General features: G+C 70.7%; 15 protein-coding genes. 6 read left to right on the forward strand and 9 right to left on the reverse strand.

From position 1 onward, the window contains the following. Positions 1-26: 26 nt before the first annotated feature. The 3 genes from AC3WRI_RS03175 to AC3WRI_RS03185 form a co-directional block, all read right to left on the reverse strand. Positions 27-3,122: a non-ribosomal peptide synthetase gene (locus AC3WRI_RS03175; RefSeq protein ID WP_492292563.1), complete on the reverse strand. Its 3,096-nt coding sequence runs from the start codon at positions 3,120-3,122 to the stop codon at positions 27-29. Next, the gene (locus AC3WRI_RS03180) at positions 3,115-12,399 is read right to left on the reverse strand and encodes an amino acid adenylation domain-containing protein (protein ID WP_492292565.1); all 9,285 of its coding nucleotides are present in this window, start codon (positions 12,397-12,399) and stop codon (positions 3,115-3,117) included. The genes AC3WRI_RS03175 and AC3WRI_RS03180 overlap by 8 nt, the downstream gene beginning before the upstream one ends. Before the next feature lie 115 nt (positions 12,400-12,514). Further along, positions 12,515-13,462 (reverse strand): TauD/TfdA family dioxygenase, encoded by a 948-nt coding sequence (locus AC3WRI_RS03185; protein WP_492292583.1) that lies wholly within the window; start codon positions 13,460-13,462, stop codon positions 12,515-12,517. A 383-nt stretch (positions 13,463-13,845) separates the two neighbouring features. Between AC3WRI_RS03185 and AC3WRI_RS03190 the strand changes: the two genes are divergently transcribed. Genes AC3WRI_RS03190 through AC3WRI_RS03205 form a run of 4 tightly spaced genes read left to right on the forward strand, consistent with a single transcriptional unit; the run spans position 13,846 to position 17,110 of the window. Beyond that, complete coding sequence (locus AC3WRI_RS03190; protein ID WP_010810192.1) at positions 13,846-14,052, forward strand: MbtH family protein; 207 nt, start codon at positions 13,846-13,848, stop codon at positions 14,050-14,052. After that, complete coding sequence (locus tag AC3WRI_RS03195; RefSeq protein WP_492292566.1) at positions 14,049-14,867, forward strand: thioesterase II family protein; 819 nt, start codon at positions 14,049-14,051, stop codon at positions 14,865-14,867. The genes AC3WRI_RS03190 and AC3WRI_RS03195 overlap by 4 nt, the downstream gene beginning before the upstream one ends. Then, positions 14,854-15,675 carry a 4'-phosphopantetheinyl transferase family protein gene (locus tag AC3WRI_RS03200; protein WP_492292568.1) on the forward strand — a complete coding sequence of 274 codons (822 nt, stop codon included), beginning with the start codon at positions 14,854-14,856 and terminating at the stop codon, positions 15,673-15,675. Before AC3WRI_RS03195 ends, AC3WRI_RS03200 begins: the two co-directional genes overlap by 14 nt. A 10-nt stretch (positions 15,676-15,685) precedes the next feature. Further along, positions 15,686-17,110, forward strand: coding sequence for a diaminobutyrate--2-oxoglutarate transaminase (locus AC3WRI_RS03205; RefSeq protein ID WP_454750922.1), 1,425 nt, complete (start codon positions 15,686-15,688; stop codon positions 17,108-17,110). 48 nt (positions 17,111-17,158) lie between these two features. On the opposite strand, the gene aliA is transcribed toward AC3WRI_RS03205, so the two are convergent. From aliA to badH, 4 genes are read right to left on the reverse strand one after another with little or no spacing between them, the layout of a single operon-like run. After that, the gene (gene aliA / locus AC3WRI_RS03210) at positions 17,159-18,802 is read right to left on the reverse strand and encodes a cyclohexanecarboxylate-CoA ligase (RefSeq protein ID WP_011617413.1); all 1,644 of its coding nucleotides are present in this window, start codon (positions 18,800-18,802) and stop codon (positions 17,159-17,161) included. A 45-nt stretch (positions 18,803-18,847) separates the two neighbouring features. Then, on the reverse strand, positions 18,848-19,999 hold the full coding sequence (gene aliB / locus AC3WRI_RS03215; RefSeq protein ID WP_492292569.1) for a cyclohexanecarboxyl-CoA dehydrogenase: 1,152 nt from the start codon (positions 19,997-19,999) through the stop codon (positions 18,848-18,850). Positions 20,000-20,029: 30 nt separating this feature from the next. Beyond that, positions 20,030-20,812 (reverse strand): 2-ketocyclohexanecarboxyl-CoA hydrolase, encoded by a 783-nt coding sequence (gene badI, locus AC3WRI_RS03220; protein WP_492292571.1) that lies wholly within the window; start codon positions 20,810-20,812, stop codon positions 20,030-20,032. Positions 20,813-20,842: 30 nt separating this feature from the next. Beyond that, entirely contained in the window at positions 20,843-21,610 is a 768-nt protein-coding gene (gene badH, locus AC3WRI_RS03225) for a 2-hydroxycyclohexanecarboxyl-CoA dehydrogenase (protein WP_492292572.1), read from the reverse strand. 139 nt (positions 21,611-21,749) lie between these two features. Here badH and AC3WRI_RS03230 point away from each other — a divergent pair, with 139 nt between their 5' ends. Both AC3WRI_RS03230 and AC3WRI_RS03235 read left to right on the forward strand, forming a co-directional pair. Continuing rightward, positions 21,750-22,271: a MarR family winged helix-turn-helix transcriptional regulator gene (locus tag AC3WRI_RS03230; protein ID WP_041688483.1), complete on the forward strand. Its 522-nt coding sequence runs from the start codon at positions 21,750-21,752 to the stop codon at positions 22,269-22,271. Positions 22,272-22,545: 274 nt separating this feature from the next. Next, entirely contained in the window at positions 22,546-22,839 is a 294-nt protein-coding gene (locus AC3WRI_RS03235) for a GYD domain-containing protein (protein WP_010810201.1), read from the forward strand. A 76-nt stretch (positions 22,840-22,915) separates the two neighbouring features. Here the strand turns inward: AC3WRI_RS03235 and AC3WRI_RS03240 are convergent, their stop codons facing one another. Continuing rightward, a complete protein-coding gene (locus AC3WRI_RS03240; protein ID WP_492292574.1) occupies positions 22,916-23,932 on the reverse strand; it encodes a zinc-binding alcohol dehydrogenase family protein in 1,017 nt (338 codons plus the stop codon). Between the two features lie 169 nt (positions 23,933-24,101). Then, positions 24,102-26,918, reverse strand: coding sequence for a formate dehydrogenase subunit alpha (fdhF, locus tag AC3WRI_RS03245; RefSeq protein ID WP_010810203.1), 2,817 nt, complete (start codon positions 26,916-26,918; stop codon positions 24,102-24,104). Positions 26,919-26,920 lie beyond the last annotated feature (2 nt).

A 26,920-nucleotide genomic window follows, 5' to 3' on the forward strand; every position in this document is an offset into this window, starting at 1 on the left:
CACGGTCAATGGATATCGGGGAGCGCTCAGGCGGCCACGGCAGCCTGCGGCGCCGCATTCAGCGCGGTGAGCGCGCGCGCGTCGAGTTCGCCCGCCGTCTCGCCGTGTTCACGCACGGCCGCGGCCAGCGCGTGGGCAGTCGGGCGGTCGAACACCACGCCCGGCGCGATCTCCACCTGCAGGCGCCGGCGCAGCCGCGCCACCAGCTTGATCACCAGCAGCGAATGGCCGCCGAGCGCGAAGAAGTCGGCGTGCGGGTCGACCCGCTCCTGCTCCAGCAGTTCGGCCATCAGCGCGCAGACCAGGGTCTCCACGGCATCCGCGGATGCCGTGGCAGCTTGCGGCGCCGCTGCGGCAATGTCGTCCGGCGATGCGGCCAGCGTGCGCAGCGCCGTGCGGTCGGTCTTGCCGTTCGGCAGCCGCGGCAGCGCAGGCAGCGCGATCAAGCGCGACGGGACCATGGCGTCGGGCAGCATGGCGGCAAGCGCGCGCCGCAGCGCATCCGTGTCGGCGGAGCCGGCCGATGCCGGCACGATGAACGCGCACAGCACGGCTGCGGCGCCGGGGCCGGGCGCGGCACAGACCGCAGCCTGCGCCACCGCCGGTTGGGCCAGCAACGCGGCCTCGACTTCCGCCGGCTCGACGCGGATGCCGCGGATCTTGACCTGCTGGTCGGCGCGGCCCAGCAGTTGCAGGCCGGCGGGGGTGGCGCGCGCCAGGTCGCCGGTGCGGTAGAGGCGCTGCCCTGCCGCGAACGGGTCGTCGACAAACGCGGCGGCGTCCAGGTCCGGCCGGCCGAGGTAGCCATGCGCCAGTTGCGGACCGCCGACGTAGAGCTGCCCGGCCACGCCGGCCGGGACCGGGCGCAAGGCATCGTCCAGCAGCCGCACGCGCGTCGCGCCCAGGGCCCGGCTGAGCGGCGCCGTGCCGGCGGGCCACGCCGGATCCTCCGCGCCGACCGCGTGGACCATGACGCCGATGGTGGTTTCGGTCGGGCCGTAGTGGTTAAAGATCCGGCAGTCCGGCGCGTGGCGGCGCAGCCCCTGCACCAGGCTGGCGGGCAAGGGCTCGCCGCCCAGGATCACGGTGGCGGGCACGGCCGGTGCATCCGTTTCCAGCAGCGCCGCCAGATGCGACGGCACGATCTTGATAGCGTCGACCTCGCGTCCACGCAGGTAACGAGCGAAGGCGGCGGGATGCGCCATGTCGTCATCGCTGGCCACCGTCAGGCACGCGCCCTGCCACAGTGCTGCGAACAGCGTGGTGTTGCCAAGGTCGGCCGCGACCGACGACGTCAGGCCGAGCCGCCGGCACGACGCCAGCGACAGCGCCTCGCACACCGCCGCGGTGTAATGGCTGATCTGCCGGTGGCCGACCACCACGCCCTTGGGCTCGCCGGTGGAGCCGGAGGTGAAGAGCACGTAGGCGGCGTCTTCCTGTGCGCTGGCAAATTCGCCATCAACCTGTGCGGCCTTGGCCAGCAGCGCATCGGCACGGATCACCGTGGCGTTATCGTGGGCAGCCTGCTGCGCGATGGTCAGCACCGGCGCCGACTGCGCCAGCACGCTGCGGCGGCGCGCCTGCGGCCACGCCGGGTCGAGCGGCACATAGGCCCCGCCCGCGGCCCATACCGCCAGCAGGCTCGCCACCAGCGCGCCGCTGCGCGGCAGCGCCAGCGCCACGCGCGTGCCAGGGCCGACGCCAAGCGCGCGCAGCCGTTGCGCGGCGCCTTGCACGGTGCACTGCAGGCCGGCGTAGTCGAGCACCAGGTCCGCGGCATCGAGCGCGGGTGCATCCGGTGTCTGCCGGGCATGCTGCGCGATGCGTGCGAGCAGGGTCTGCCCCGCATCCACGGGCGTTTCGCCCGTCCAGCACTGCGGCACGCGCAAGGTATCGTCGGCAGGCCATGACAGCGATTCCAGCGGCGTGTCGAGCGCCGCAGGCAAAGTGCCGATCAGTGCCGCCAGATGCGCCAGCACCCACTGCGCGACGCGCGGATGCAGGACGCCTGCGCGCGCATGCAGCGCGAGCGCCGCCATGCCCTGCCCGTCATCGAGTGCCTCGCACACCAGGTCGAAGCCGGCCCATGCCGGGCTGGCCATCGCCACGCCGGCGGGCGGCAGCGGTGCTACCGCAAACCCGATACGGGGCGCGGCCTCCCCGGGCTGCCAGGCTTCCTGCCACGCGGCGTGGCTGTCGAGCGCGGGCAGCCAGGCGCGCCAGTGCTCGGCCACGCTGCGCTGCGCGTCCCAAGCCACGCTGACCGGCAGCGCCTTGACGAATACGCCGGCGGCATCGGCCATCACGTCGTAGTCGCGGCGGCAATCATGCAGCCAGGCACCGCTGAACACCGGCTGCGCGCACAGGCGCGCCAGCACGGTCCACCAGGCCGCCTGCACCACGCGCTCGGGCGTGGTGCCGAACTGTCGTGCCGATGCGGCCAGCGCCTGCCGGTGCGCGCCATGCAGCGTGTGGCGCCAGGTGTCGCTACCTTGCGCGGCGGCGCTTCCTGCCAGCGCATCGGGGATGCGCAGCGGGGCCGGCAGGCCGGCGGCCTGCGCCTGCCAGTACGCGCGGCCGGCGCTGCCGGTGCCGTCTTCGCCCAGGCGCGCGCCTTGCTGCCAGTCGGCGTATTGCGCGTATTGCAGCGGCAATTCCTCATCGCCATCGATCCGTGCCGGCGCATCCAATGCATCGCGCATGTTTTCGGCAAGCTTCAGCACGGTGCCGCGGTCAGCCGCCAGCGGACTAACCAGCAGCCACAGGGTGGCGCCGCCCGCGGGCAGAGGGCTGATGCAGGCGCGCAGTACGTCGCCGGTGGCCGGGTCGAGCGCAGGCAGCGACGGCGCATCGCCGGGCGCGGCGATGGCCGTGGCGGCACCGTTGGTGCCCGCCTGCGGCACGCAGGCCACCAGCTCGTTGCCATTGTCAATATATGCGGTACGCAGCGATTCGTGCCGCACACGCAGCGCCCCCAGCGCGGCATCCACTGCGGCAGGGTCGGACTGCCCGTGCAGAGCGATCCGCGCCACATGCGCGCGCGGCCCCGGCGTGTCGCACCATTGCTGCCATGCGGCCTGTTGTTCGGGTGTCGGGGTCCAGGCGGACTGCAGCTCAGGCATCGGCGTTCTCCTGCGGCACCGCGGCGGCATTGCCGTCGGGCTGGGTGCGGTCAAACATATCGCCCATCGCGACGACGATCTTGCGCGGGCCTTCATAGGGGTCGCGGGCGTGCGCGGCCAGCATGTTGTCGAGCATCACCACGTCGCCGCGCTGCCAGTCGAAGCGCACGGCGCAGGCCTCGTACAGTTCGCCTATCAGCTTCATCGCCTCGTCGGGAATCGGCGTGCCGTCGCCGAACATCACATGGCGCGGCATGCGTTCCAGCCCCACCATCTCGAGCAGGTCTTCACGCACGTCTTCCTCCAGGCACGACACGTGGTGCAGCTGCACCTGGTTGAAGAAGCTGCGCTCGCCGGTGACCGGGTGGCTGACGATGGCCGGGCACACCGTGCGGGTCTGCAGGATGTCGCCGTCCAGCCAGCGGCAGTCGATGCCGGCGGCGCGGCAGCGCGCTTCCACTTCAGCGCGGTCCTCGGTCTTGTAGAAGTCGCGCCAGTCCACGTCCAGCCGTGGCGTGAAGGTGCGCACATACATGAGCTGCCGGCTGGCGAACTCGGCGGCCAGCGCGGGCGGCAGGCGGCGCAGCAGTTCGCGGCAGTCGACGATGGGGGTGGCGCCGCCGATGGCGGAAGGCAGCTCGCAATAGAACCACTGCTTGCGCGGCCAGCGCTCCAGGTGCGCGCTTTCGTTGTGGTACAGGATCATCTGGCGTTCGGGGTACGGCGTGGAGCGGTAGGTGTTGCGGCCGCCCTCCTTCTTGGGCAGGTCGCCGTAGCTGCCGTACAGGCCGGGATGCATCGCTTCGGCAAAGGCCTCGAAGGCCTGCGGCGTGGGGAGGTCGAAGCCGCGGAAGACGATGCCCGCGTGTTTATGCAGGGTGTCGGCGATCAGCCCGCGCGCCCGGGCGGCCCAGGCGACGGGATCCAGGCCGGGCGCCGCCGGCTCGATCACGATGGGAAAGACCTCACCGGCCCGCAGCGGGCGCAGCCGCACCTGGCTGGCCGGGTCGGCGGCGGACGGAACCGGAGTGGCGGGAGCGAGGGTGGCCGGGCGCGGCCGCGCCAGCGATTTGAGCTGGTCGAGCTTGGCCGCCATGCGTTGGCTGGTTTCCATGTTTCGGGACTCCTCGGGTTTCGGTTGGGTCGGGCGCGCGGCGCCCGGGACAAGTTCGGTGACGTGGTCGACGGGCTGGTCCGGCGCGTGCAGCAGCGCGTCCAGCGTGGCCAGCCACTCGCTGGCAAAGCGCGCCACCGTGGTCCGCTCGAACAACGCTGTGGCGAACACCCAGTCGCCGCGCAGCGCTGCGGCTCCCTGCCCGCCCTCGGGCTCGAGGAACAGCGCCATGTCGAACTTGGAATTGCGCTCCACTGGCGGCAGCATGTCGGCCTGCACGCCGGGCATGGCGAGCTGCCCGGCCGGCGTGTTCTGCAGCACGAACAGCGCCTGCACCAGCGGGTTGCGGCTGCGGTCGCGCGGTACGCCGGCGGCTTCGACGATGCGGTCGAACGGCAGGCCGTCATGCTCGAACGCGGCCAGCACGCCGCGCCGGCAGGCGGCCAGCGTGTCGCGGAAGCTGGCGCCGGCGACGCGCCGGGAGCGCAGCGGCAGCACGTTGACGAAGAAGCCGATCAGGGGCTCCAGCGCCGCCTCGTGGCGGCCGGCAACATCGGTGCCGAGCACCAGGTCGTCCATGCCGGTGACACGGTGCAGCCAGCACTGGAAGCTGGCCAACAGCACGACGAAGGGCGTGACCTGCTCGGCGCGGGCCAGCGCATGCACTTGTGCCATGCGCGCGGCATCGATATGCAGCGGCACGGCATCGCCTTCCATGCGCGCCACCGGCGGGCGGGCGCGGTCGGCCGGCAAGGCCAGCGCCGCCGGCGCGCCGGCGAGCGCGCCGCGCCAGTAGGCGGTCAGCCGGTCGAGCGCGGCGCCGCGCAGCCAGTCGCGTTGCCAGGCGGCGTAGTCGGCGTATTGCAGGGCCAGCGGCGGCAGCGGTGTGACCTGGTCCGGCGCCAGTGCGCGGCGGTAGCCATGGGTGATCTCGTCGACCAGCAGCCCGACCGACCAGCCGTCGGACACCAGGTGGTGCATCGCGACCAGCAGCACGTGTTCCTGCGGGGCGCAGCGCAGCAGCGTGGCGCGCCACAGCGGCGCCTGGTCGAGCGCGAAGGGCCGTGACGCGTGTTCACGCATGGCTTCGCGCAGCGCCGCGTCGCGGGTCTCGGGCGCGAGTGCCTGGAGGTCGGCCACCGGCAGGTCGATGCCTGCGGCAGCACCGATGCTGGCGAACGGTTCGCCGTCGTCGTCGGGATAGGCGGTGCGCAGGACCTCGTGGCGAGCGGCCACGGCGGCCAGGGCCTGGCGCAGCGCAGCGACATCCAGCGGCCCGCGCAGGCGCAGCGCGCCGGCCATGTTGTAGGCGGCACCGGCATTGCCCTGCAGGCGCTCGACCAGCCACAGCCGTTGCTGCGCCAGTGATACCGGCATGCGTGCAACGCGAGGCACGGGCACCAGCGCCGGGATCGCCGCCGCGGGCGCCGCCGTGGCCAGGCGCGCGGCAAAGTCGCGCAGCACCGGGGCTTCGAACACATCGCGCAGCGCGGCCTGTGCGTGGCCGGCGGCACGCAAGCGCGCGACCACGCGGGTGGCGATCAGCGAATGGCCGCCGAGGCGGAAGAAATGGCTGTCGCGGCCAACGCGCACGCCGGGCAGCAGTGCCTCCCAGATTTCCGCCACGGCTTGCTCGACCGGGTTGGCCGGGGGATCGCCCTCCTCGCCGGCGGCTGCCACCTGCGGCGCGGGCAGCGCCTTGCGGTCGATCTTGCCGTTGGCGTTGAGCGGCCAGGCCGGCATGCGCACCCACGCGGCCGGCACCATGTAGGCCGGCAGCCGCGCCGCGACGCTGGCGGCGAGCTCGGCTTCCAGCACGGCCTGGCCGGCTCCTGGCTGCCAGTAGGCCGTCAGCCATTCGCTGCCGGCGGCCTGGTACACCGTCACCAGCGCCTGGCGCACGGCGGGATGCGCGGCCAGCACGGCCTCGATCTCGCCCAGCTCGATGCGGTAGCCGCGCAGCTTGACCTGGAAGTCCTTGCGGCCCACGTATTCCAGCACGCCGCCGGCCTGCCAGCGGCCGAGGTCGCCGGTCAGGTAGCGGCGGCTGCCCGGGGCGCCGGTCGGATCGGGCACGAAGGCGGCCGCGGTGCGGCGCGGGTCGGCCAGGTAGCCCCGGCCCACGCCAGCGCCGGCCACCGCGACCTCGCCGATCACGCCGGGTGCGGCCAGGTTGCCGTCGGCATCGAGCACCTGCAGCACGGCATTGGCGGTGGGACGGCCGATCGGCACGGTGTCGCTGCCCTGCCCCAGGCTATCGGCAGACAAGGGGTGGAAGGCCACGTCGTCCGAGCATTCCGCGGGCCCGTAGGCATTCATCAGCGGCACCGCCGGATAGCGCCCGAACCACGCGCGCGCGGTCGCGGGCGGCAGCGCCTCGCCGGTGGGCAGCACCCAGCGCAGCGCCGGCAGCGGCGCGTCGCGGCCCTCCGCGGCCTGGCAGTCCAGCACAGCTTGCAGCAGCGACGGCACCGGTTCGAACAGCGTGACGCCGCGCTGCGCGAGCAGCGCCGTCAGCGCGGACGGATCGCGCACCACGTCGTCGGCGACGACCTCCACGCGGGCGCCGAACAGCGGCGCGGCGAGCGCCTGCCATACCGAGATGTCGAAGCACGGCGGCGCGGTCTGGGCGATCACGTCGCCCTCGCCCAGCCCGAGCGGCACCACCTTGGCCAGCATGTTGTTGAGCATGCCGGCGCGCGTGACCATCGCGCCCTTGGGTACGCCGGTCGAGCCGGAGGTGAACAGCACGTAGGCGAGCTGGGCGGGGTGCGAGGATGTGTGCAGTGCCGTCGTTCCCGCGGCGGAGGCCTCTACGGCTGCCAGCGTCCGGGCGCCTGCGATCCCTGCCTCGGCGAGCGCGGCGGCGCCTGCAGCATCGGTCAGCACCTGCGCGGGGCGCGCCTGTGCCAGCACCTGTTGCCAGCGTGCCGGGGGATGGCTGACGTCAAGCGGCACCCAGGCCGCGCCTGCGCGCAGTATTCCGGCCAGCGCGACCAGCCAGTCGAGCCCGCGCGGCAGCAGCACTGCGACGACGTCATCCTGCGCCACGCCCGCGGAACGCAGGCCCCCGGCGAGCCGGCCGGCACGTTGCCACCAGTCGCCATAGGTCAGTGCGGCATCGCCGCAGCGCGCCAGCACGCGCTCCGGATGCGCGGCGACGCGGCACGCCACGCGCTGTACGTAGTCGTCGTGCAGGGCTGCCTGCGAGACGCTGGTGTCATCGCTGGCGCCCCAAGCCTGCAGCCGCGTGTGCGTGGCGGGGTCAAGCAGATCGACGGCACCGACATGCGCCGCGCCCTCGGCCAGCGATGCCAGCGCGGCCGCGTACGCGTCCATCCATTGCGCGAGGCGTCCCGCCTCAACTCGGCCGGCATCGCAGGTGAAGCGGACGGTGAAGCGACGATCGGGCATCACTTCCAGCGTCAGGCCGTAGTGGGTCTGCTCGATGTTGTCGTGCTGGCGCAGGCGCAGGCACGCCACCTCGCGCGCCCGGTCGTTCAGGTCGGGCAGGTTCTGGAACACCATCAGCGTGTCGAACAGCGCGCCACCGGCACCGGCCTGCGCCTGGATCTCGGCCAGCGCGGCATGTTCGAACTCGCGCATGGCGACGCCGGCTTGCTGGGTAGCCTGCAGATAGTCCGTCACCGCCAGCGGGCCGCGCGGACGCAGACGCAGCGGCAGTGTGTTGATAAACACGCCCAGCATGCGCTCGGCGCCGTCGAGGCCCGGGGGCCGGCCGGCCGAGGTCACGCCGAAGACGATATCGTCGCTGCCGCAATGGCGCGCCAGTACGATGCCCCACGCCGCCTGCATCACAGTGTTGAGGGTGACGCGATGCGCGGCGGCCAGCGCGCGCAGGCTGGAATCGAGTCCGGCCGGCAGCACCAGGTCGCGGCACAGCGGCGCCGCGCTGTGGTTCGCGGCCGCCGGCGCGATGCCCGGCAGCACGGTGGGACCGGGCAGGCCGGCGAAGGCCTCGCGCCAGAAGGCCTGCCGCGCCGTCGCGGGTTGCGCGGCGAGCCAGGCGATATAGTCGCGATACGGCCGGCGCGGCGCCGGCGCGTGGGCCGGATCGGCGTAGCGGGCCAGCGCCTCGTCGAGCAGTTGCACCGAGCCCCAGCCGTCGACGATCAGGTGGTGCCGGCTCCAGACCAGCCACCATCCCTGCTCGCCGGTGCGCAGCAGTGCCAGCCGCATCAGCGGCAGCGCAGCCGGGTCGAAACCACGCGCGCGGTCGGCGCGGCACCAGGCTGCCAGACGCTCGGCCAGCGCCGGGCCGTCTTCGCCGCGCCAGTCCTCGACGGCCACGGGCAGCGTGGCGCGGGCATGCACGCATTGCAGCGCGCGGTCGCCGCAACCGGCTTCGCCCGGCGCGATAAAGGTGGTGCGCAGGATCGGGTGGGCGTCGAGCAGCGCCTGCCACGCGGCGGCCATCCGCGCCGGGTCGAGCGGCCCGTCGATTTCCAGCACCAGTTGGTTGACATAGGCGCCGTTGCCGCCGTCGCGCAGGTGGTGGAACAGCAGCCCTTCCTGCAGCGGCGACAGCGGATAGGCATCCTCGATGCCGCCCTGCGCGGCGCGCAGGCGCTCCAGTGCTGCCGCGTCGCGACCGCTCAGCGCAAATGGCTGTGCCACGGCCGGCGTCGCAGCGGGAGCGGCGGCAGGTTGTGCGCGCGCGGCGAGATGCGCCGACAGGCGCGCCAGCGTCGGGTGCGCGAACAGGTCCCTGGGCGCCAGCATCAGCTGCTGCGCGCGGGCCTTGGCCACGATCTGCAGCGCCAGGATGGAATCGCCGCCGAGCGCAAAGAAGTCGGCGTCGCGGTCGATCTCGTCGCGCTGCAGGATCTCGCGCCAGAGGGTGCGCAGCGTCTGCTCGATGGCAGCGGTTGCGTCGGCCGGTGCGGCGCCCGCGCGCAGTGCGGCGGCCAATGCCGAGGGCGTGGGATGGGCGAACAGCAGCTTGGGGGTCAGCGCCAGACCGGCCTGGCGCGCTTGCGCGACCAGCTGCAGCCCGAGGATGGAGTCGCCGCCGAAGGCGAAGAAGTTGTCGTCGGCGCTGACGGCATCGCGCCCGAGCACGCTCGCCCACAGGCGCGCCAGCGTAGCCTCGGTGTCATCCTGCGGTGTAGCGCGGACGGGCGCGGCGACCTCATCGGGCACCGGCGGCAAGGCCTTGCGATCGACCTTGCCGTTGCGCAGTCGCGCGAAGGCGTCGCACTGCACGAAGGCCGCCGGCAGCATCGGCGCCGGCAGTGCGGCAGCCATGGCGGTGCGCAACGCGGCCAGGTCGAATCCGTCGGCGGGCACGAGATAGGCGACCAGCCGCAGGCCTTCGCCTGCGGGCGAGGGCTGCGCCAGCACCACCGCATCACGCACGTGCGGCGCCTGGCGCAGCCAGGCTTCGACTTCGCCGGGTTCGACGCGGAAGCCACGGATCTTGACCTGGGCATCGGCACGGCCGAGGAAGACGATGGCGCCGTCATCAGTCATGCGCACGCGGTCGCCGGTGCGGTACAGGCGGCCGCCGGGCTGGAAGGGATCCGGCACGAAGCGTTCGGCGCTCAGCGCCGGGCGCCGCAGGTAGCCGCTCGCGACGCCGGCCCCGCCGACGTAGAGCTCGCCTGCCGCGCCGCGCGGCACGGGATTCAGGTGCCGATCCAGCACGTAGGCGCTGACGCCGGGCAGCGGGCGGCCGACCGGAATCGCACCCTGCGCTCCGCCCGATGGCACCGCGTGCGTCAGGCAGCCAACCGTGGTTTCGGTGGGCCCGTAGTGGTTGACCACGCGGCAGGCCGGATGCAGCGCCTGCACGCGCGCCACCAGCGCCGCATCCAGCGCCTCGCCGCCGAACACCAGGCATTGCCGCGGCACCAGCCGCGCCGGATCGGCGACGGCCAGCAGTGCGCGCAGGTGCGAGGGCACGATCTTCAGGCAATCGACCGGCCGCGCCGCCAGCGCGCTGGCGAGGGCCTCGGGGTCTTCGCCCAGCCCATCGTCCAGCACGCGCAGCGTGTGGCCGCCCAGCAGCGCGCCGAACCAGGCGGTGTGGCCCAGGTCCGCTGTCACGGAGGACAGCGACGCCATCGACGATCCCGCCGGCAGGGCCAGCGCGTGCAGCACGCCAGCGGCGTAGTGCGCAAGGTTGCCTTGCGTCACCACCACTGCCTTGGGCGTGCCGGTCGAGCCGGAGGTGTAAATCAGGTAGGCCGGCTGGGCGGGCACGGCAGCGGGCCATGTCGCCGGGAGGGTTGCGGCATCGACTTGCAGGGATGCGGCATGCCAGCCGGCATCGGGCAACACGTCCGCCAGCCACTGCGGCTGGCCCCCCTCGCCCACTACCGCTTTCAGGTCCGCATCTGCCGCCAGTTGTGCCAGCCGCGCGGCGGGCATGGCTGCGTCGAGGCACAGGAACGCGGCGCCCGCTTTCCACGAGGCGAGCATGGCCACGGCCATGCCGGCGCCTCGCGGCAGCAGCAGGCCGACCACGTCGCCGGGGCGCACGCCACCTTGCTGCAATCGCGAGGCAAGCGCGTCAGCGCCGGCGTCGAGCGCACCGTAGGACAACTGCGCATCGGCAGCGTCTACCGCGAGGCGCTCCGGATGCGCGCGCACGCCGGCCTCGAAGGCCGCCAGCGCGGTGGCGTGGACCTGCGTTGCGGCACCACTGGCCTGCGCATGCGAAAGCACCGCCGCATCGAACAAGGACAGATCACCGACACGCACTTCGGCGTTGTCGAGCACCACGTCCACCGCAACCCGCAGCGCCGCGATCAGCCGCAGCACGGCCTCCGGGGCAAAGCGGTCAGCGTCGTAGCGCCACTGGCCGCGCAGGCGTTCGCCTTCGTCCTGCCAGCGCAGGTTCATGTCGTTGGCCGCGCCGCGCTGCGTGGCCAGGTATTCGCGCACCAGGTAGCGGCCCAGCACCTTGCGCGGACCCACTGGCACGAAGGTCGTCATATGCCGGAACAAGGGCCCCAGGCTGCGATCCGCGCCGCCCATGCGCGCCAGCGGATATTGCTGGTGGCGCAAGGCGCCGCGCATCTGGCGGGCGCAGTCGCGCACCACCGTGGCAAAGGCCGGGTTGGCGGAGAAATCCGCGCGCAGCGGCACGGCGTTGAGCGTATAGCCGATCAGGTCGGCATGCTGCGCGCCGGAGCGTCCGGCCGTGGGCGTGCCGACGAGGAAGTCGTCCTCGCCGCTGGCCCGGTGCAGCACGGTCTTGAACAGCGCCAGCATCACCACGAAGACGCTGACCTCGAGCCGCGCGGCCAGGTCGCGCAGGCCCTGCGTCTGTTGCGCCGTCAGGTGGAATTCAATCTCGGCGCCGCGCAGGCGGGGCTCGACAGCGCGCTCGCCGGCCAGGGCCGGCGCCGCGGGCGCGTCCTCGAGTACGCTGTCCCAGTAGGCGCGCAGCGATGCACCACGCGGCCCCGCCAGCAACTGGCGCTGGCGCACCAGCCAGTCGCGGTAGCGGCCCACCTGCGACGCCATCGGCGGACTGGCCGGGTCCTTGGCACGCAGCGCTTCGTAGGTCGCAAGGATCTGGTCGCAAACCGTCTCGAAGCCGAGATAGTCGCCGGCGATATGGTGCATGCCGGCACACATCCACATGCGCTCGGTGCCGTCGGCCTGGCGCGAGACCAGGAAGCGGAAGCGGCAGACCTGGCCCGCGTCGGGGTCGAACGGCTCGTCCGCTTCGCGCTCGAACCAGGCCATCAGATCGGCCTCGGCAAGGCCGTCGACGCGCGTCAGCGAAACCTCGGCTGCAAAGCCGGCCGGCCGTGCCATCACGATCTCGCCGTCCTCGTCCAGGTAGGCGCTGTGCAGCGCCTCGTGGCAATCCACCACATGGCGCGCGGCCTGCTCCAGCAGGTCGAAGCGCAGCCCCGGCGCCAGCTCGATCGTGAACACCATGTTGTACGCGGCGCTGTGCGGATGGCGGCGATGGAAGGCCAGCAGCGCCAGTTGCCCGGGGCCGGCGGGATAGCGGTCGAAATAGCCGGGATGCGCGGCCAGCCAGGCATCGGCCTCGGCGGCGCGCGTGGCGAGCAGCGCGGCCGCGGCGTCCAGCGCCTCAGCGCTGGCGGCGCAGTCATCGGCCACGCGCCAGCGCCCGTCCAGCAGGCGCTGGCGCACGCCATCGGCGCGCAGAGTTCGCATCAGGGCGCCGGTTTCTGCCGGCAGGGAAGCTACGGAAGACGACATGGCGAAAACGTTGGAGATGACAAGGCCCTGGCCCGCAGGGCGGCCAGTGGGCATCGGGACGGCGGCGGGATCAGCCCAGGCCGGGCGGCGCGGGCTCGGCCATGGCGACGATCACGCGGCGCGGGCCGCTGAAGGTGCCGCGCCCGTGGGCGGCCAGCATGTTGTCGAGCATCAGCACATCGCCCTGCTGCCAGGGGAAGCGCACGGTGCAGGCGTCGAGCGTGGCGCGGATGGTGGCAAGGGCGTCGTCCTCCAGCGGCGCGCCGTCGCCGTAGACGACATTGCGCGGCAGTTCGTCGACGCTGCCGACCACGGCGAGCAGGGCCTCGCGCACGTGGGGCGCGAGCCCCGAGACATGGAACAGGTGGGCCTGGTTGAACCACACCATCTCGCCGGTCACCGGATGCCGCGCGACGGCCTGGCATAGCTGGCGCGTGCGCAGCTCGCCGTCGGCCTTCCATGCGAAATCGATCTGCTGGGCGCGGCAGAAGCGCTCCACCTGCGCGCGGTCATCGGTGTTGAAGGCGCGTTGCCAGCTCAGGTCGAGGCCGTTGCCGTAGTTGCGCACGTACATCAGGCGGCGCGCGGCAAAGCGCTCGCGGATGACCGGGTCCAGGCGCTGGTAGACCAGCCGGCTGTCGGCGATGGGCGTCTCGCCTCCCGTCTCGCTCGGCTGCACGCAATGGAACCAGATCTTCATCGGCCATTGCAGCGTGTACGACTGCTCGTTATGCAGCGGGATGACCTGGTGCGCCGGGTATTCGGTGGAGGTATAGACGCCCTCCTTCACCTGCGAGCGCGGCGTCGAGCCGAACTCATAGCTCAGCAGCGGATGGCCGAAGGCGCTGGCGAAGGCGCGGAAATCCGAATCGTCGTCAAAGCGGAAGCCGCGGAACAGCACGCCGCCGACGCGCGGCAACTGCTCCGTGGCGATCGCGGCCATGGCGCCGAACTGGCGGCGCCAGTCGGTATCGCCGTCGGGCGTGACCACCAGCGGCAGCGCGCTGTGCGCAAACATCGGCGCGGTGCGCAGCGCGCCCGCCCCGGTTGTCGCTGCGGTGGCAGCCGCGCCGGAGCCGGCGCGATGGTCCGCATGGAGGTCGGCGATGGTAGCGGTCGTGTCCAAATCCATATCCCTGTTCCCTCGCTGGGTTCGTTCGCGCTTGCCGCACGGCGCCGGAAGAGGCGTTGCAGCGGGGCCTGAGGCGGGAGGGGCGCGGCCACGCGAACAATGTCTGCACATTGGATGGAAGGCGAGTCTACCGGAAATATTTACGAATGGAAATACAAATCATTATCATTTACGATGTAGCCTTCGACGTTTTTGTTGTCTTCAACGTTTTCCTTGCCGGCGCGGCACCGACTGCGACGGCAACTCAAACCACCTGAAGGAGCACAGCCATGAGCTGGGATCATCCCGACACGCGTTTCCACGTCGTCCGCAACGATGAAGGCCAGTATTCGATCTGGCCCGACTACAAGCCCGTACCGGCAGGATGGGCCAGCGTGGGCTTCCAGGGCAGCCGCGACGAGTGCCTGGCGCATATCGAGACGGTCTGGACCGATATGCGTCCGCTGAGCCTGCAGCGCGCGCTGGCCGGCGCATGAGCCCCGCGCAGCCGATGCGCGATCCCTGGTACGCCGTGATGCCGGGCCGCAGCGGGCCGGCTGCCGGCGATCGCGTGCGCCTGTACTGCCTGCCCTATGCCGGCGCCGGCCATACCGCGTACCACGGCTGGCGCGCCGCGCTGCCTGCCGCGATCGAGCTGGCGCCGGTATGCCTGCCCGGACGCGGCACGCGCACTGCCGAACCGCATGGCGCATCGATCCATGCGCTGGCCAGCGCGCTGGCCGCCTCGATCGCGCGCGCGGCCCGAGCCGAAGCGCCGCGCTTTGCGCTGTTCGGCCACAGCATGGGTGCGCTGCTGGGGTTCGAGACCGCGCGCGTGCTCGAGACCGTGCATGGCCTCTCCCCTGCCGCGCTGGTGGTGTCCGGGCGCGGCGCGCCCGCGCTGCCGTCGGCACGGCCGCCGTTCAGCAGCCTGCCGGACGGCGCCTTTGCCGACGTCATCGCCGCCATGGGCGGCATGCCGGCCGAGATCCGCGAAACGCCGGAAGCGCTCGCCTTCTTCCTGCCCGTGCTGCGCGCGGATATCGCGTTGTGCGAGGCCTGGCGCTACCGTCCCGGCCCGCGGCTGGGCTGTCCGGTCACCGTGCTCGGCGGCAGGGACGACGTCCACGCCCCGCCCGCGATGCTGGCGGCGTGGCGCGACGAGACCCTGCACGACTGCAGCCACCGGCTATTCGCGGGCGGGCATTTCTTCCTGCATGAAGCGGCGCAGGACGTGCTGGACGCGGTCACAGAAGCCGCACTCGGTTGCGCGATCCGCACCGCCGGAGACCACGGCCATGCTCTCGCCTGACATGGCCGCGCCAGCGCACGGCGAGATCCACGTCTGGCACGTGGCAGTCGACGCCGCGGCAGACCTGTCCACGTTATCAGCAGATGAACGCGTGCGCGCCGCCGCGTTCCGGCAGCCCGCCGACCGCGCCCGCTTCACCGCGGCGCGCTCGGCCCTGCGCGCGATCCTGGGGCACTGCCTGCGCATGGCGCCCGACGCCGTGTCGCTGGTCGCCAACGCTTTCGGCAAGCCCGAACTCGGCGGCAAGGACACAACGGCCCTGCAGTTCAACGTCAGCCACAGCGGCACGCGCGCCGTGATTGCCTTGTCATGCGAGCCGGTCGGGATCGACATCGAAGCCTGGCGCGCCGACATGTCGTGGCCCGCCTGGCACGACAGCGCGGCCGTGGCCTGCGCCCCCGACGAAATTCGCTGGCTGAGCGCGCTGGCGCAGCGCCAGCCGCAGGACGCCATGCTCGCCTTCCTGCGCCTGTGGACCGCCAAGGAAGCGTGCAGCAAGGCCGTCGGCACCGGGCTGTCGGCTGCGCCGCAATCGGTACGCGTGGCGCTGCCGGCGTGCGCTGCCTGCGTGCCGCCGCTGGCGCGCGCCGGGGCCGACCTGCGCGTCTGGCATATCCACGATGCGTGTGGCCAGCCCGATCACGATACCCGCTACGTTGCCAGCCTGGCCACGCCACTGGCCGCCGCGCGCGTCGTGCACCGGCAGTATCCGCCGCGCGAGCTGCCTGCGCGCGCGGCCAACCCAACTTGTCCGGCAGCCTCGATGCCGGGCCCCGCAGTCAACGTCCCTGTTCAACGCCCCCGTTAGGAACGACACCATGACGCCTCCCTCGCTCGCCACGCATGCCCACGGCCAACCCGCGCCGTTCTCGGCTGGCGCCTTCGTCCGGCAAGCGCCCATCCGGCTCGACGACAACCCCTACCTGCAGCGCCAGTCCGCGCGCGAGTCCAACGCCCGCTCCTATCCGCGCCGCATCCCGCTGGCGCTGGAACAGGGCTATGGCGTGTATTTGCGCGATACCAGCGGCCAGCTCTTCATCGACTGCCTGGCCGGCGCCGGCACGCTGGCGCTCGGCCACAACCACCCGGCAGTAGTGCGCGCGCTGCGCGACACGCTCGACAGCGGCCTGCCGCTGCATACGCTGGACCTGGCCACGCCGGTCAAGGACCGCTTTATCGACGACCTGTTCGGCCTGCTGCCGCCCGAGTTCGCAGCGCGCGCCCGTATCCAGTTCTGCGGCCCGACCGGCGCCGACGGCATCGAGGCAGCGCTCAAGCTGGCCAAGACCGCCACCGGACGCCATACGGTACTGAGCTTTGCCGGCGGCTACCACGGCATGACGCACGGCACGCTGGCGCTGATGGGCAACCTCGGCCCCAAGGCGCCGCTGGGTGCGCTCGGCGGCAGCGTGCAGTTCCTGCCCTACCCGTATGACTACCGCTGCCCGTTCGGCCTGCGCGGCGACGCCGGCATCGACGCGGGCCTGCGCTATATCGAGCAGATGCTGGCCGACCCGGAGTCCGGCGTGCTGCCGCCGGCGGCGGTGGTGGTGGAAGCGGTACAGGGCGAAGGCGGCGTGATCCCCGCGCCCGCGCGCTGGCTGCGCGAACTGCGCCGCATCACGCGCGAGCACGGCATCGCGCTGGTGCTCGACGAAGTGCAGACCGGGCTCGGCCGCACCGGGCGCATGTTCGCGTTCGAGCATGCCGGCATCGTGCCGGACGTGCTGGTCCTGTCCAAGGCGATCGGCGGCAGCTTGCCGATGTCGGTGGTGATCTACGACAGCGCTCTCGACGCGTGGCAACCGGGCGCGCACGCCGGCACCTTCCGCGGCAACCAGCTGGCGATGGCGGCGGGCTCCGCCACCATCCGCACCCTGGTCGCGCAAGGCATCGTCGCCCATGCCGAGACCATGGGCCAGCGCCTCGCCACGCGGCTGCGGCAGTTGCATACCGCGTGCCCCGCGATCGGCGAAGTGCGCGGGCGCGGCCTGATGATCGGGGTGGAACTGATCGACGAACGTGCCGAGGCCGATGCGGTGGGCGCCTACCCGGCCGACGGCACCTTCGCGCGCACGGTGCAACGCGAATGCCTGCAGCGCGGGCTGATCGTCGAACTGGGCGGACGCCACGGCGCCACGGTGCGCTTCCTGCCACCGCTGGTCATCGGCGAGACCGAGATCGACCTGGTGGCCGAGTTGTTTGGCGACGCAGTCAGCGCGGCGCACAAGCAATGCCGCTGAGCGCTTGCGCGCCGTTCCGCGGTGGCCGGGGCCACCGCGGAACCAGCTTCAGGACGCGTCACCGCGCAGCATCTCGCGCAGCCGGAATTTCTGGATCTTCCCGGCGGGCGTGGCCGGCAAGGCGTCCCGCACCACGAGCTTCTCGGGGATGTACTGCAGCGCCATTTTCTGCGCCTTGAGCCAGTCCACCATCGCCGCCTGGTCGAACGGCTGGCCGGCGCGCGGTACCACGAAGGCGCAGGCGCGCTCGCCCAGGCGCTCGTCGGGATAGGCGACGATGGCCACCTGGGAGACCGCGGGATGGCGGTACAGCAGGGTCTCGACCTCCAGCACGGGGATGTTCTCGCCGCCGCGGATGATCACGTCCTTGCTGCGCCCGGCGATGCGCAGGTAGCCGCTGGCATCCAGCCGTGCGAGGTCGCCGGTGTCGAACCAGCCGTCGGCATCGGTGCCGTTGAGCTGCGGGCGCTTCAGGTAGCCACCGAAGTTGGAACAGGCGCGCACCAGCAGGCGGCCGGTTTCGCCGGGCGGCACGTCGGCGTCGGTGCCGTCCACGATGCGTATTTCGACGCCTGGCAGCGGGCAGCCGTCGGTGGTCGAGGCGCGCTCGTCGCTGTCATCCGGCAGCGTGGTGGTAACCGCACCGTTCTCCGTCATGCCCCAGGCCGATACGATCTTCGCGCCGAGCGCCTCGCGGGCGCGCTCGACCAGCGCGCCGGGAATCGGCGCACCGGCGCACAGGAAGATGCGCAGGCTGGGAACCGGCGTGCCGGACTCCGCCACCACACGCGCCAGATCGGTCAGGAACGGCGTCGAACCCATGGTGAAGGTCACGCCCTCCTCGCGGATCAGCGCGGCCGCGCGCGCCGGGTCCCAGATGTCTTGCAGCACAGCATGCGCCCCCAGCAACACCGGCATCAGCAGTCCATACATGAAGCCGGTCTGGTGCGCCATCGGCGACGCCATCAGCACCACATCGTCGCTGGTCAGGCGCAGCCGTTCGGCGTAGGCGACGATGTTGGAGAACAGCGTGTTGGCGCTATGCATCACGCCCTTGGGCTCGCCGGTGGTGCCGGAGGTGTAGATCAGCTGCGTGACGTCGTCCGGGCCGGGACAGCTGCGCAGCAGGATGTTGGCGGCATCGGGCTCATATTCCCAGGCGGGACCGCTAAGCAGTGCTTCAAAGCTGTCCGCGCCATCACCGCCGGCAACAACGATGTGGCGCAGCGCCGGCAATGCCTCGCGCAAACCCTGCAGCATCTGGGCATGGCCGAAGCCGCGGAACAGCTGCGGCACCACCGCCACCTTGCATTGCGCATGCGCCAGCATGAACGACAGCTCGCGCTCGCGGAAGATCGGCATCAGCGGGTTGAGCACCGCGCCCAGCCGCGAGCAGGCGAGATACAGCACAGTCAGGTGCCAGCCGTTCGGGAGCTGGCATGACACCACATCCTGCGCGCCGATGCCGAGGCGGCTGAGACCCATCGCTACCCGGTCCGCCATCCGGGCCAGTTCGCGCCAGGTGAAGCGTGTCATGCTGCCGCTGTCGAGGCTCAGCGCCGTCAGCGCTGGGGCGTCGGGCCGGTCGCGCACGCAGGCGGCCAGGTAGTCGTTGACGGTGCGGTCATGCCAATGCCTGGCGGCAATGCTGGCGGCACGGCGCGGCGCGATCAGTACGGCGTCGAAATCCATGGGTGTCTCCTCTTTATCGGACGGCTCGGCGGTCGTGGCGCCGCTTCAGGCCGGTACGGCTTCGCGCCCCGCGCGCGTGCGGGCAATGATGGTCTTCATGATCTGTGCCGTGCCGTCGCCGATCTGGAAGCCCAGCACATCGCGCAGGCGCTGCTCCATCACGCCGCGGTCATAACCACCGTGGCCGAACGACAGCAGGCACTGGTGCACCACGTCGTACGCCAGCCTGGGCGCCCACCACTTGCACATCGCCGCCTCGGCGGTATGCGGCAGGCCACGGTCCTTGAGCCACAGCGTCTGCAGGCACAGCAGGCGCGCACCCTGCACCTGGGTCTCGAAATCGGCCAGCGGATGCGACACGCCCTGGAAGGCCGACAGCGGCTTGCCGAAGGCCTGGCGCTCGGCCACGTAGGCCCAGGTCTCGTCCAGCGCGGCCTGCGCCACCGCCAGCACCTGCAGGCCGATCAGCGCGCGCGAGAAGTCGAAGCCCTGCATCACCTGCACGAACCCCTCCCCCTCCTTGCCGAGCAGGTGGCTGGCCGGCACGCGCACGTTCTCGAAGAAGATCGAGCCGCGCCCGATGGCGCGCTGGCCGTGGCAGTCGAAGCGGTTGCGCGTGATGCCCGGCAGGTCCATCGGCACCAGCAGCGCAGACACGCCGCGCGCGCCGGACTCGACGGTGCCGCTGCGGGCAAAGACCACCGCGGCATCGGCCTGGTCGGCGGCGGAAATCGAGGTCTTCTCGCCGTTGAGCACGTAGACGTCGCCATCGCGCTCCATGCGCAGGCGCAGGCTGGCCGCGTCGGAGCCGCCGCGCGGCTCGGTCAGCGCGATTGCCAGCAGCGCCTCGCCGCGCGTCAGGCGCTGCAGCCACGGTCCGGCGATTTCCGGCTGCGCATGGTGCGCCAGGATCTGGCCATTGAGCGACGCGAGCAAGTTGATGTACGACAGGCTCAGGTCGGCACGCGCCACGGCTTCATGGATCACGCCGGCGGCCAATGAGCCCATGCCCTGCCCGCCATACTGCTCCGGCAGTTCGGGCGCGATAAAGCCCATCTCGCCCATTTCGCGCATCAGCGCGCGGTCCAGCACGCGGGTGCGGTCGCGCTCCAGGTAGCCGGGCGCCACGCGCGCATCGGCAAAGCGGCGCGCTTGCTCGGCCAGCGCCGTCAGGTCTTCGTCAAGATAGGGATTCATGGTGGTCTCCGCTGGTTCGGACGGCACGGCTTACTTCGCGTACTTGCGGAACTCGGGCTTGCGCTTTTCCTGGAAAGCGCGCACGCCTTCGCGCGATTCCTCGGTGTCGTAATAGAGCTTGAGCGCGTACATGCCCATGCCGGCGATGCCGCTCTGGTGCGCGGTATCGAGATTGAAGGAGCGCTTGGCAATGGCGATCGCGGTGGGACTCGTCTCCATGATCTCGTCGCACCACTTCTGTACCTCGGCATCGAGCTGCTCGTGCGGCACCACCGCATTGACCAGCCCCATCGCCAGCGCTTCCGCGGCCGGATAGCGGCGGCACAGGTACCAGATCTCGCGCGCCTTCTTCTCGCCCACCACGCGCGCCAGGAAGGCGGTGCCGTAGCCCGGGTCGACCGAACCGACCTTGGGCCCGACCTGCCCGAATACGGCCTTGTCCGACGCGATGGTGAAATCGCAGATCGTGCACAGCACGTTGCCGCCGCCCACGGCATAGCCCTGCACGCGCGCGATCACCGGCTTGGGCACGTCGCGGATGGCGTTGTGCAGTTCTTCCATCGGCAGGCCGATGGTGCCGCGGCCGTCGTACTGGCCCTCGTGCGCGGACTGGTCGCCGCCGGTGCAGAAGGCCTTTTCGCCGGCACCGGCCAGCACGATGGCGCCGATCTCGCGGTCATAGCCGGCGCGGTTGATGGCGTGGATCAGTTCGTCGCAGGTGCGCCCGCGGAAGGCGTTCATCTTTTCCGGGCGGTTGATGAGGATCCAGGCGGCGCCGTTGCGCACTTCGTACAGGATGTCTTCGTATTGCATGGTGGTCTCCGTTTTCTGGTGTTTGCTTGCTCAGCCGTTCATGGTCAGGCCGCCCGACACGCTCAGCACCTGGCCGGTGATAAAGCCGGCGTCGTCGCTGGCAAAGAACAGCACCGCGCCGGGCAGGTCGTCGGGCTGGCCGATGCGGCCCAGCGGGATCGAGCGGGTAAAGGCTTCCACCAGCTTCTCGGGGTTGCCCGCACCCTGCTTGTAGTCTTCGAACAGCGCGGTCTCGGTCGGTCCGGGGCACACCACGTTGACGGTGATGCCGTGGCGCGCATGTTCGCGGGCAATCGTCTTGGAGAACGACACCAACCCACCCTTGCATGCGGCATAGACCGCCTCGCCGGACGAACCCACGCGCGCCGCGTCCGAGGCAATGTTGACGATGCGTCCGCGCCGGCGCGCGACCATGCCCGGCAGCACCGCGTGGTGCATGTGCAGCGCGCCGATCAGGTTGATGGCGATCAGCCGGTCCCATTGCGCGGGCTCGGTCTTGATGAACGGCTTGAACACATCCCAACCGGCGTTGTTGACCAGCACGTCCACCGGGCCCAGGCCCTGCTCCACTGCCGCCACCGCGGCATCCACGCTGGCGCGCTCGGTGATGTCGCAGCGGATCGCCAGCGCCCGCCCGCCAGCCTCGCAGATCTGGCCGGCGACGCGCTCGGCCGCTTCCGGGTTCAGGTCGAGTACGCCCACCGCCGCCCCGGCGCGCGCAAAGCGCAAACACGTTGCACCGCCGATACCACCGCCACCACCGGTCACGATGACCGTCTTGCCTTCAAGTCCTTGCACAGCGTTCTCCTTTCAGGATTCCGGTGCTATCTTGCCGGCCATGACGCCGTCACATCGCACCGCCAATTAGGTAAATATATTTACCTATAATAGGAGGCAGCCATTGCCTGCGCAAGACGCCAACACTGTGAAAAAGACTATGGTTAACCCGGACGTAGAAGTAGAACTCCCCACAAACGCGCGCATGGAACTGGCCAACCGGCTTTTCTTCCGGCTATACCAATGCGCAAATATGTTGCATAAAACGGGATCACGAGCCGTCGAGGCAGAGGGCCTGACGACGCAGCAGTGGGCCGTGCTCGGCGCGTTGTCGCGTCCGGAAGCCGCCGATGGCATGAGCGTGGGCGACCTGGCCCGCTACCTGATGGTGAGCCGGCAAAACCTGTCAGGACTGGTCAGCCGGATGGAACGCGACGGCCACGTCACGCTGGCCCCGGACGGCCGCGACCGCCGCTCACGGCTGATACGGATGAGCGAACCGGGCCGGGAGGTCTGGCTGCACCAGGCGCAGCCGAAGATCCGGGCCTATTACGAGCAGGCGCTGACGGGGTTTTCTACCAATGACCTGACGCACACGCTGCATTACCTGCTCAAGTTGCTGGACAACATGCGTGCGCTCGACACGCCCGACAGCGCAGACGGTGGCAGCCCAGGGGACTGAGTCGCACGCAGTATCGCAACTGAAACACACCGGCACACACCTGCCGGCTGGAACAGCCGAGCGCGCGTCCGCGATCCGCATCCTGGCCTGCCGCGCCGACTGGCGCGCAATATGCGTTGGCATGAAGTTGCTCAGACATCGCGAGCATCAACGGCGAGGCGCCATGCCATTCGCGCCTCGCCACGCCCCGAAGCCCTGAACCACTGCCCCGGCCGCTTGCCCCATGCACGCCGCCGGGACGGCGACCGATCCAACCATAACCGGAGGTCCCGCCATGACCCGCTACATCGTGCTAGCCAGCTTCACCGACCAGGGCATCCGCACCGTCAAGGACACCACCAAGCGCGCGGCCGCCGTGCGCGAGATGGGGGCACGCCTGGGCGTGCAGATGAAAGACATCTACTGGACGCTGGGCGAATACGACATCGTGCTCACCGTCGAAGCGCCCGACGACGAGACCATGACCAGCTTCGGGCTGACCATCGGCGCAGCCGGCAACGTGCGCACCCAAACCCTGCGCGCCTTCAATAGCGACGAGATGCAGAGCATCCTCGGCAAGATGGGCTGACCCCTGCCCCGGGAACGACAACGCCCGCCGGGACATCCCGGCGGGCGTTGTCGTTTGCCGGGCGCGGCACGCCGGCTCAGAACCCTTCCAGCACCAGCTTGCCGATAGTGCGCCCGCCTTCCAGCATGGCGTGCGCGCGCCGCAGGTTCTCCGCATTGATGCGCCCCAGGTTCTCGCCCAGCGTGGTCTGCAGGCGCCCGGCATCGACCAGCCGCGTGACCTCGTTAAGCAGACGATGCTGCGCGACCATGTCGGGCGTGCTGTACATGGCGCGCGTGAACATGAATTCCCAGACGAAGGTGGCGCTCTTGTTCTTGAGTAATTCCACCGGCAACGGCCGCGTATTTGCGACGATCGTGCAGATCTTGCCCTGCGGGGCGACCACTTCAGCCATCGCCGGGAAATGCCCGTCGATGTCGTTGAAGCAGAGGATGTAGTCGACCTCGGCAAATCCCAGCGCCTTCAGCTGCGCCGGCAGATCGCCACGATGGTCAACCATATGGTCGGCGCCAAGGCGGCGGCACCATTCCTGCGACTCGGGCCGCGACGCGGTGGCGATCACGGTCAGCCCGGCCAGCACCTTGGCCAGCTGGATGCCGATCGAGCCCACGCCGCCCGCGCCGCCGATGATCAGCACCGGGCGCCCGGCGTGATCCCCATTGGGCGAAATGCCCAGCCGGTCGAACAGAGCCTCCCAGGCGGTGATCGCCGTCAGCGGCAGCGCCGCCGCGTTGGCGAAATCCAGCGAGGCAGGCTTGTGGCCGACGATGCGCTCATCGACCAGGTGGAACTCGGCGTTGGAGCCGGACCGAGTGATGCTGCCCGCGTAGTAGACCGGGTCGCCGACCTTGAACAGGGTCACCTCCGGCCCCACGGCGGCCACCGTGCCGGCCGCGTCCCAGCCCAGCACGCGCGGCGCGGGCTCTACCTGCGCCTTGGGCGCGCGCACCTTGGTGTCGACCGGGTTGACCGAGACGGCCTCAACCTTCACCAGCAGGTCGCGGCCGCCGGGGCTGGGCATGTCGATCTCCACGTCTTGCAGCGAACGCGGGTCGGAGATGGGCAGGTACTGGGTCAGGCCGATGGCTTTCATGGCGGGCTCCGGGTTGTGTAGGGAATGAACCGAAGCGTAGCCTGTCACGATTGATTTGATTAGCCGGAAGCTACAGCAATCAATTTCCCGAAACTCCGGATAATCACCCAACAAAAAGGGCCGCCTGCGCTACCCGCGCAGACGGCCCCGACAGGGCTTGCCGTCGGCCCTACACCGCCGCCAGGATCTGCCCGCCGCCGTAGCTCGACTGCTCCGGCGGCGCGCCGCCCAGTGCCATCTTCACCGCGCAGTACTTGAACTCCGGGATCTTGCCGAAGGGGTCCAGTGCCGCATTGGTCAGCTTGTTGATCGCCGCCTCGTAATAGCAGAACGGCACGAACACCGCCCCGCGCGGCGTGCCGGCGTCGGCCCGCGCGTACAGCGTGACTTCGCCGCGGCGCGATGCCAGCGTGACCACGTCGCCCGGCTTGCCGCCCAGCGCGTCCAGGTCCAGCGGGTGCACCAGCGCCACCGGATCGGGCTCAATCGCATCCAGCACGCCGGCGCGCCGCGTCATGCTGCCGGTGTGCCAGTGCTCGAGCTGGCGGCCGGTGATCAGCACCATCGGGTAGTCGATATCGGGCCGCTCGGCTGCCGGGATGATGTCGGCCGGCACGAAGCGCCCCCGGCCGCTGGCGGTCGGGAAGCTGTCGATAAAGATCACCGGTTCGCCCGGGTCGCCCTCTTCCTTGCACGGATAAGTCACGGCGTGTTCGCGCTCCAGCCGCTCCCAGGTCACGCCGCCGATGCTGGGCATGGCCTGGCGCATCTCGTCGAAGACCTCGGCCACGCCGTCGTAGTGCCAGTCCAGCCCCAGCTGCGCCGCCATCTGCTGGATGATCCACAGGTCCTGGCGCGCCTGCCCCGGCGGGTTCAATGCCTGGCGGCCGAGCTGGACGGTGCGGTCGGTGTTGGTGAAGGTGCCGGTCTTCTCCGGGAAGGCCGAAGCCGGCAGCACCACGTCGGCCAGGTAGGCGGTCTCGGTCAGGAAGATGTCCTGCACCACCAGGTGGTCGAGCGAGGCCAGCGCCTCGCGCGCATGCTCGGCGTCGGGGTCTGACATCGCCGGGTTCTCACCCATGATGTACATGCCGCGCACCTCGCCGCGCTCGATCGCCTGCATCACCTCGACCACGGTCAGGCCGGGCTGGCGGTCCAGCGGCATGCCCCACAGCGCCTCGAAGCTGGCGATCGCCACGGGATCGTCCACGCGGCGGTAGTCCGGGTACATCATCGGGATCAGGCCGGCATCGGACGCGCCCTGCACGTTGTTCTGGCCGCGCAGCGGATGCAGGCCGGTGCCGGGGCGGCCGATCTGGCCGGTCATCAGCGCCAGCGCGATCAGGCAGCGCGCGTTGTCAGTGCCGTGCACGTGCTGCGACACGCCCATGCCCCACAGGATCATCGAGGCCTTGGACGTGGCATACAGCCGCGCCACCTCGCGGATGACTTCGGCCTCGATGCCGCACACCGGCGCCATCAGTTCCGGGCTGTACGCCGCGACATTGCGCTGCAGCTCGTCAAAGCCGATGGTGCGGCTGTCGATGAAGTCCTGGTCCACCAGTCCCTCGGTGACGATGACATGCATCATCGCGTTGAGCAGCGCCACGTCGGCATCGGGCTTGAACTGCATGAAGCGATGGGCAAAGCGCGCCAGGTCCGAGCGGCGCGGATCTGCCACGATCAGCTTGGTGCCGTTCTTCACCGCATTCTTGATCCAGCTGGCCGCGACCGGGTGGTTCACGGTCGGGTTGGCGCCGATCACGATCACCACCTCGGCCTTGTCGACATCCATCACCGGGTTCGATACCGCGCCCGAGCCGATCCCCTCCAGCAGCGCCGCCACCGACGAGGCATGGCACAGCCGCGTGCAGTGGTCGACGTTGTTGCTGCCAAACCCGGTGCGCACCAGCTTCTGGAACAGGTAGGCCTCTTCATTGCTGCCCTTGGCCGAGCCAAACCCTGCCAGCGCGCGCTTGCCGTGGGTGTCGCGGATCTGCGCGAGCTTGCCGCCAGCCAGCGCCAGCGCCTCTTCCCAGGTGGCCTCGCGGAACACGTCCATGACGTGGTCCGGATCCATGACGAAATCGCCCTGCTTGGGCACGCCTTCGCGGCGCACCAGCGGCACCGTCAGGCGCTGCGGATGCTGCACGTAGTCAAAACCGTAGCGGCCCTTCACGCACAGCCGCTCGTGGTTGGCCGGGCCATCGCGCCCTTCCACGAACAGGATGCGGTTGTCCTTGATGTTGTAGGTCAGCTGGCAGCCCACGCCGCAGTATGGGCAGACCGAGTCCACCTGCTTGTCCGGCACCGCCAGCGCGGCGTCGCGCGCGGGCATCAGCGCACCGGTCGGGCAGGCCTGCACGCATTCGCCGCAGGCCACGCAGGTCGACGCGCCCATGGGGTCGTCCATGTCGAACACGATGCGGGCTTCGTCGCCGCGCAGGGCCAGGCCGATCACGTCGTTGACCTGCTCGTCGCGGCAGGCACGCAGGCAGCGCGTGCACTGGATGCAGGCATCCAGGTTGACGGCGATGGCCGGATGCGACAAATCCGCCGCCACGCGTTCGCGCGGGGCAAAGCGCGGCTTGCCGACCTCCAGCTTCGCGGCCCACTGGTCCAGCTCGTTGTGGCGGGTGTAGTCGGTCTCGGGCATGTCCGACTGCAGCAGTTCCAGCACCGTGCGCTGAGCGCGGCGGGCGCGCTCGGATTCGGTCTGCACCTGCATGCCCTCGGCGGGATAGCGGCAGCAGGACGGGGCCAGCACGCGCTCGCCCTGGATCTCGACCATGCAGGCGCGGCAGTTGCCGGCGGGCTCCAGGCCGTCCTTGTAGCACAGGTGCGGCACGTCGAAGCCTTCGCGCTGGGCCACCTTGAGCAGGCTTTCGCCGGGCTGGGCGCTCACCTCGCGGCCATTGAGCGTGAAGGTGACGGCTGGCTCGGCGGATTCGACAAGCGCGCGTTCGGCGCGGGTCAGTGCATTCATGT

This window comes from Cupriavidus sp. FW305-27 (assembly GCF_058787995.1).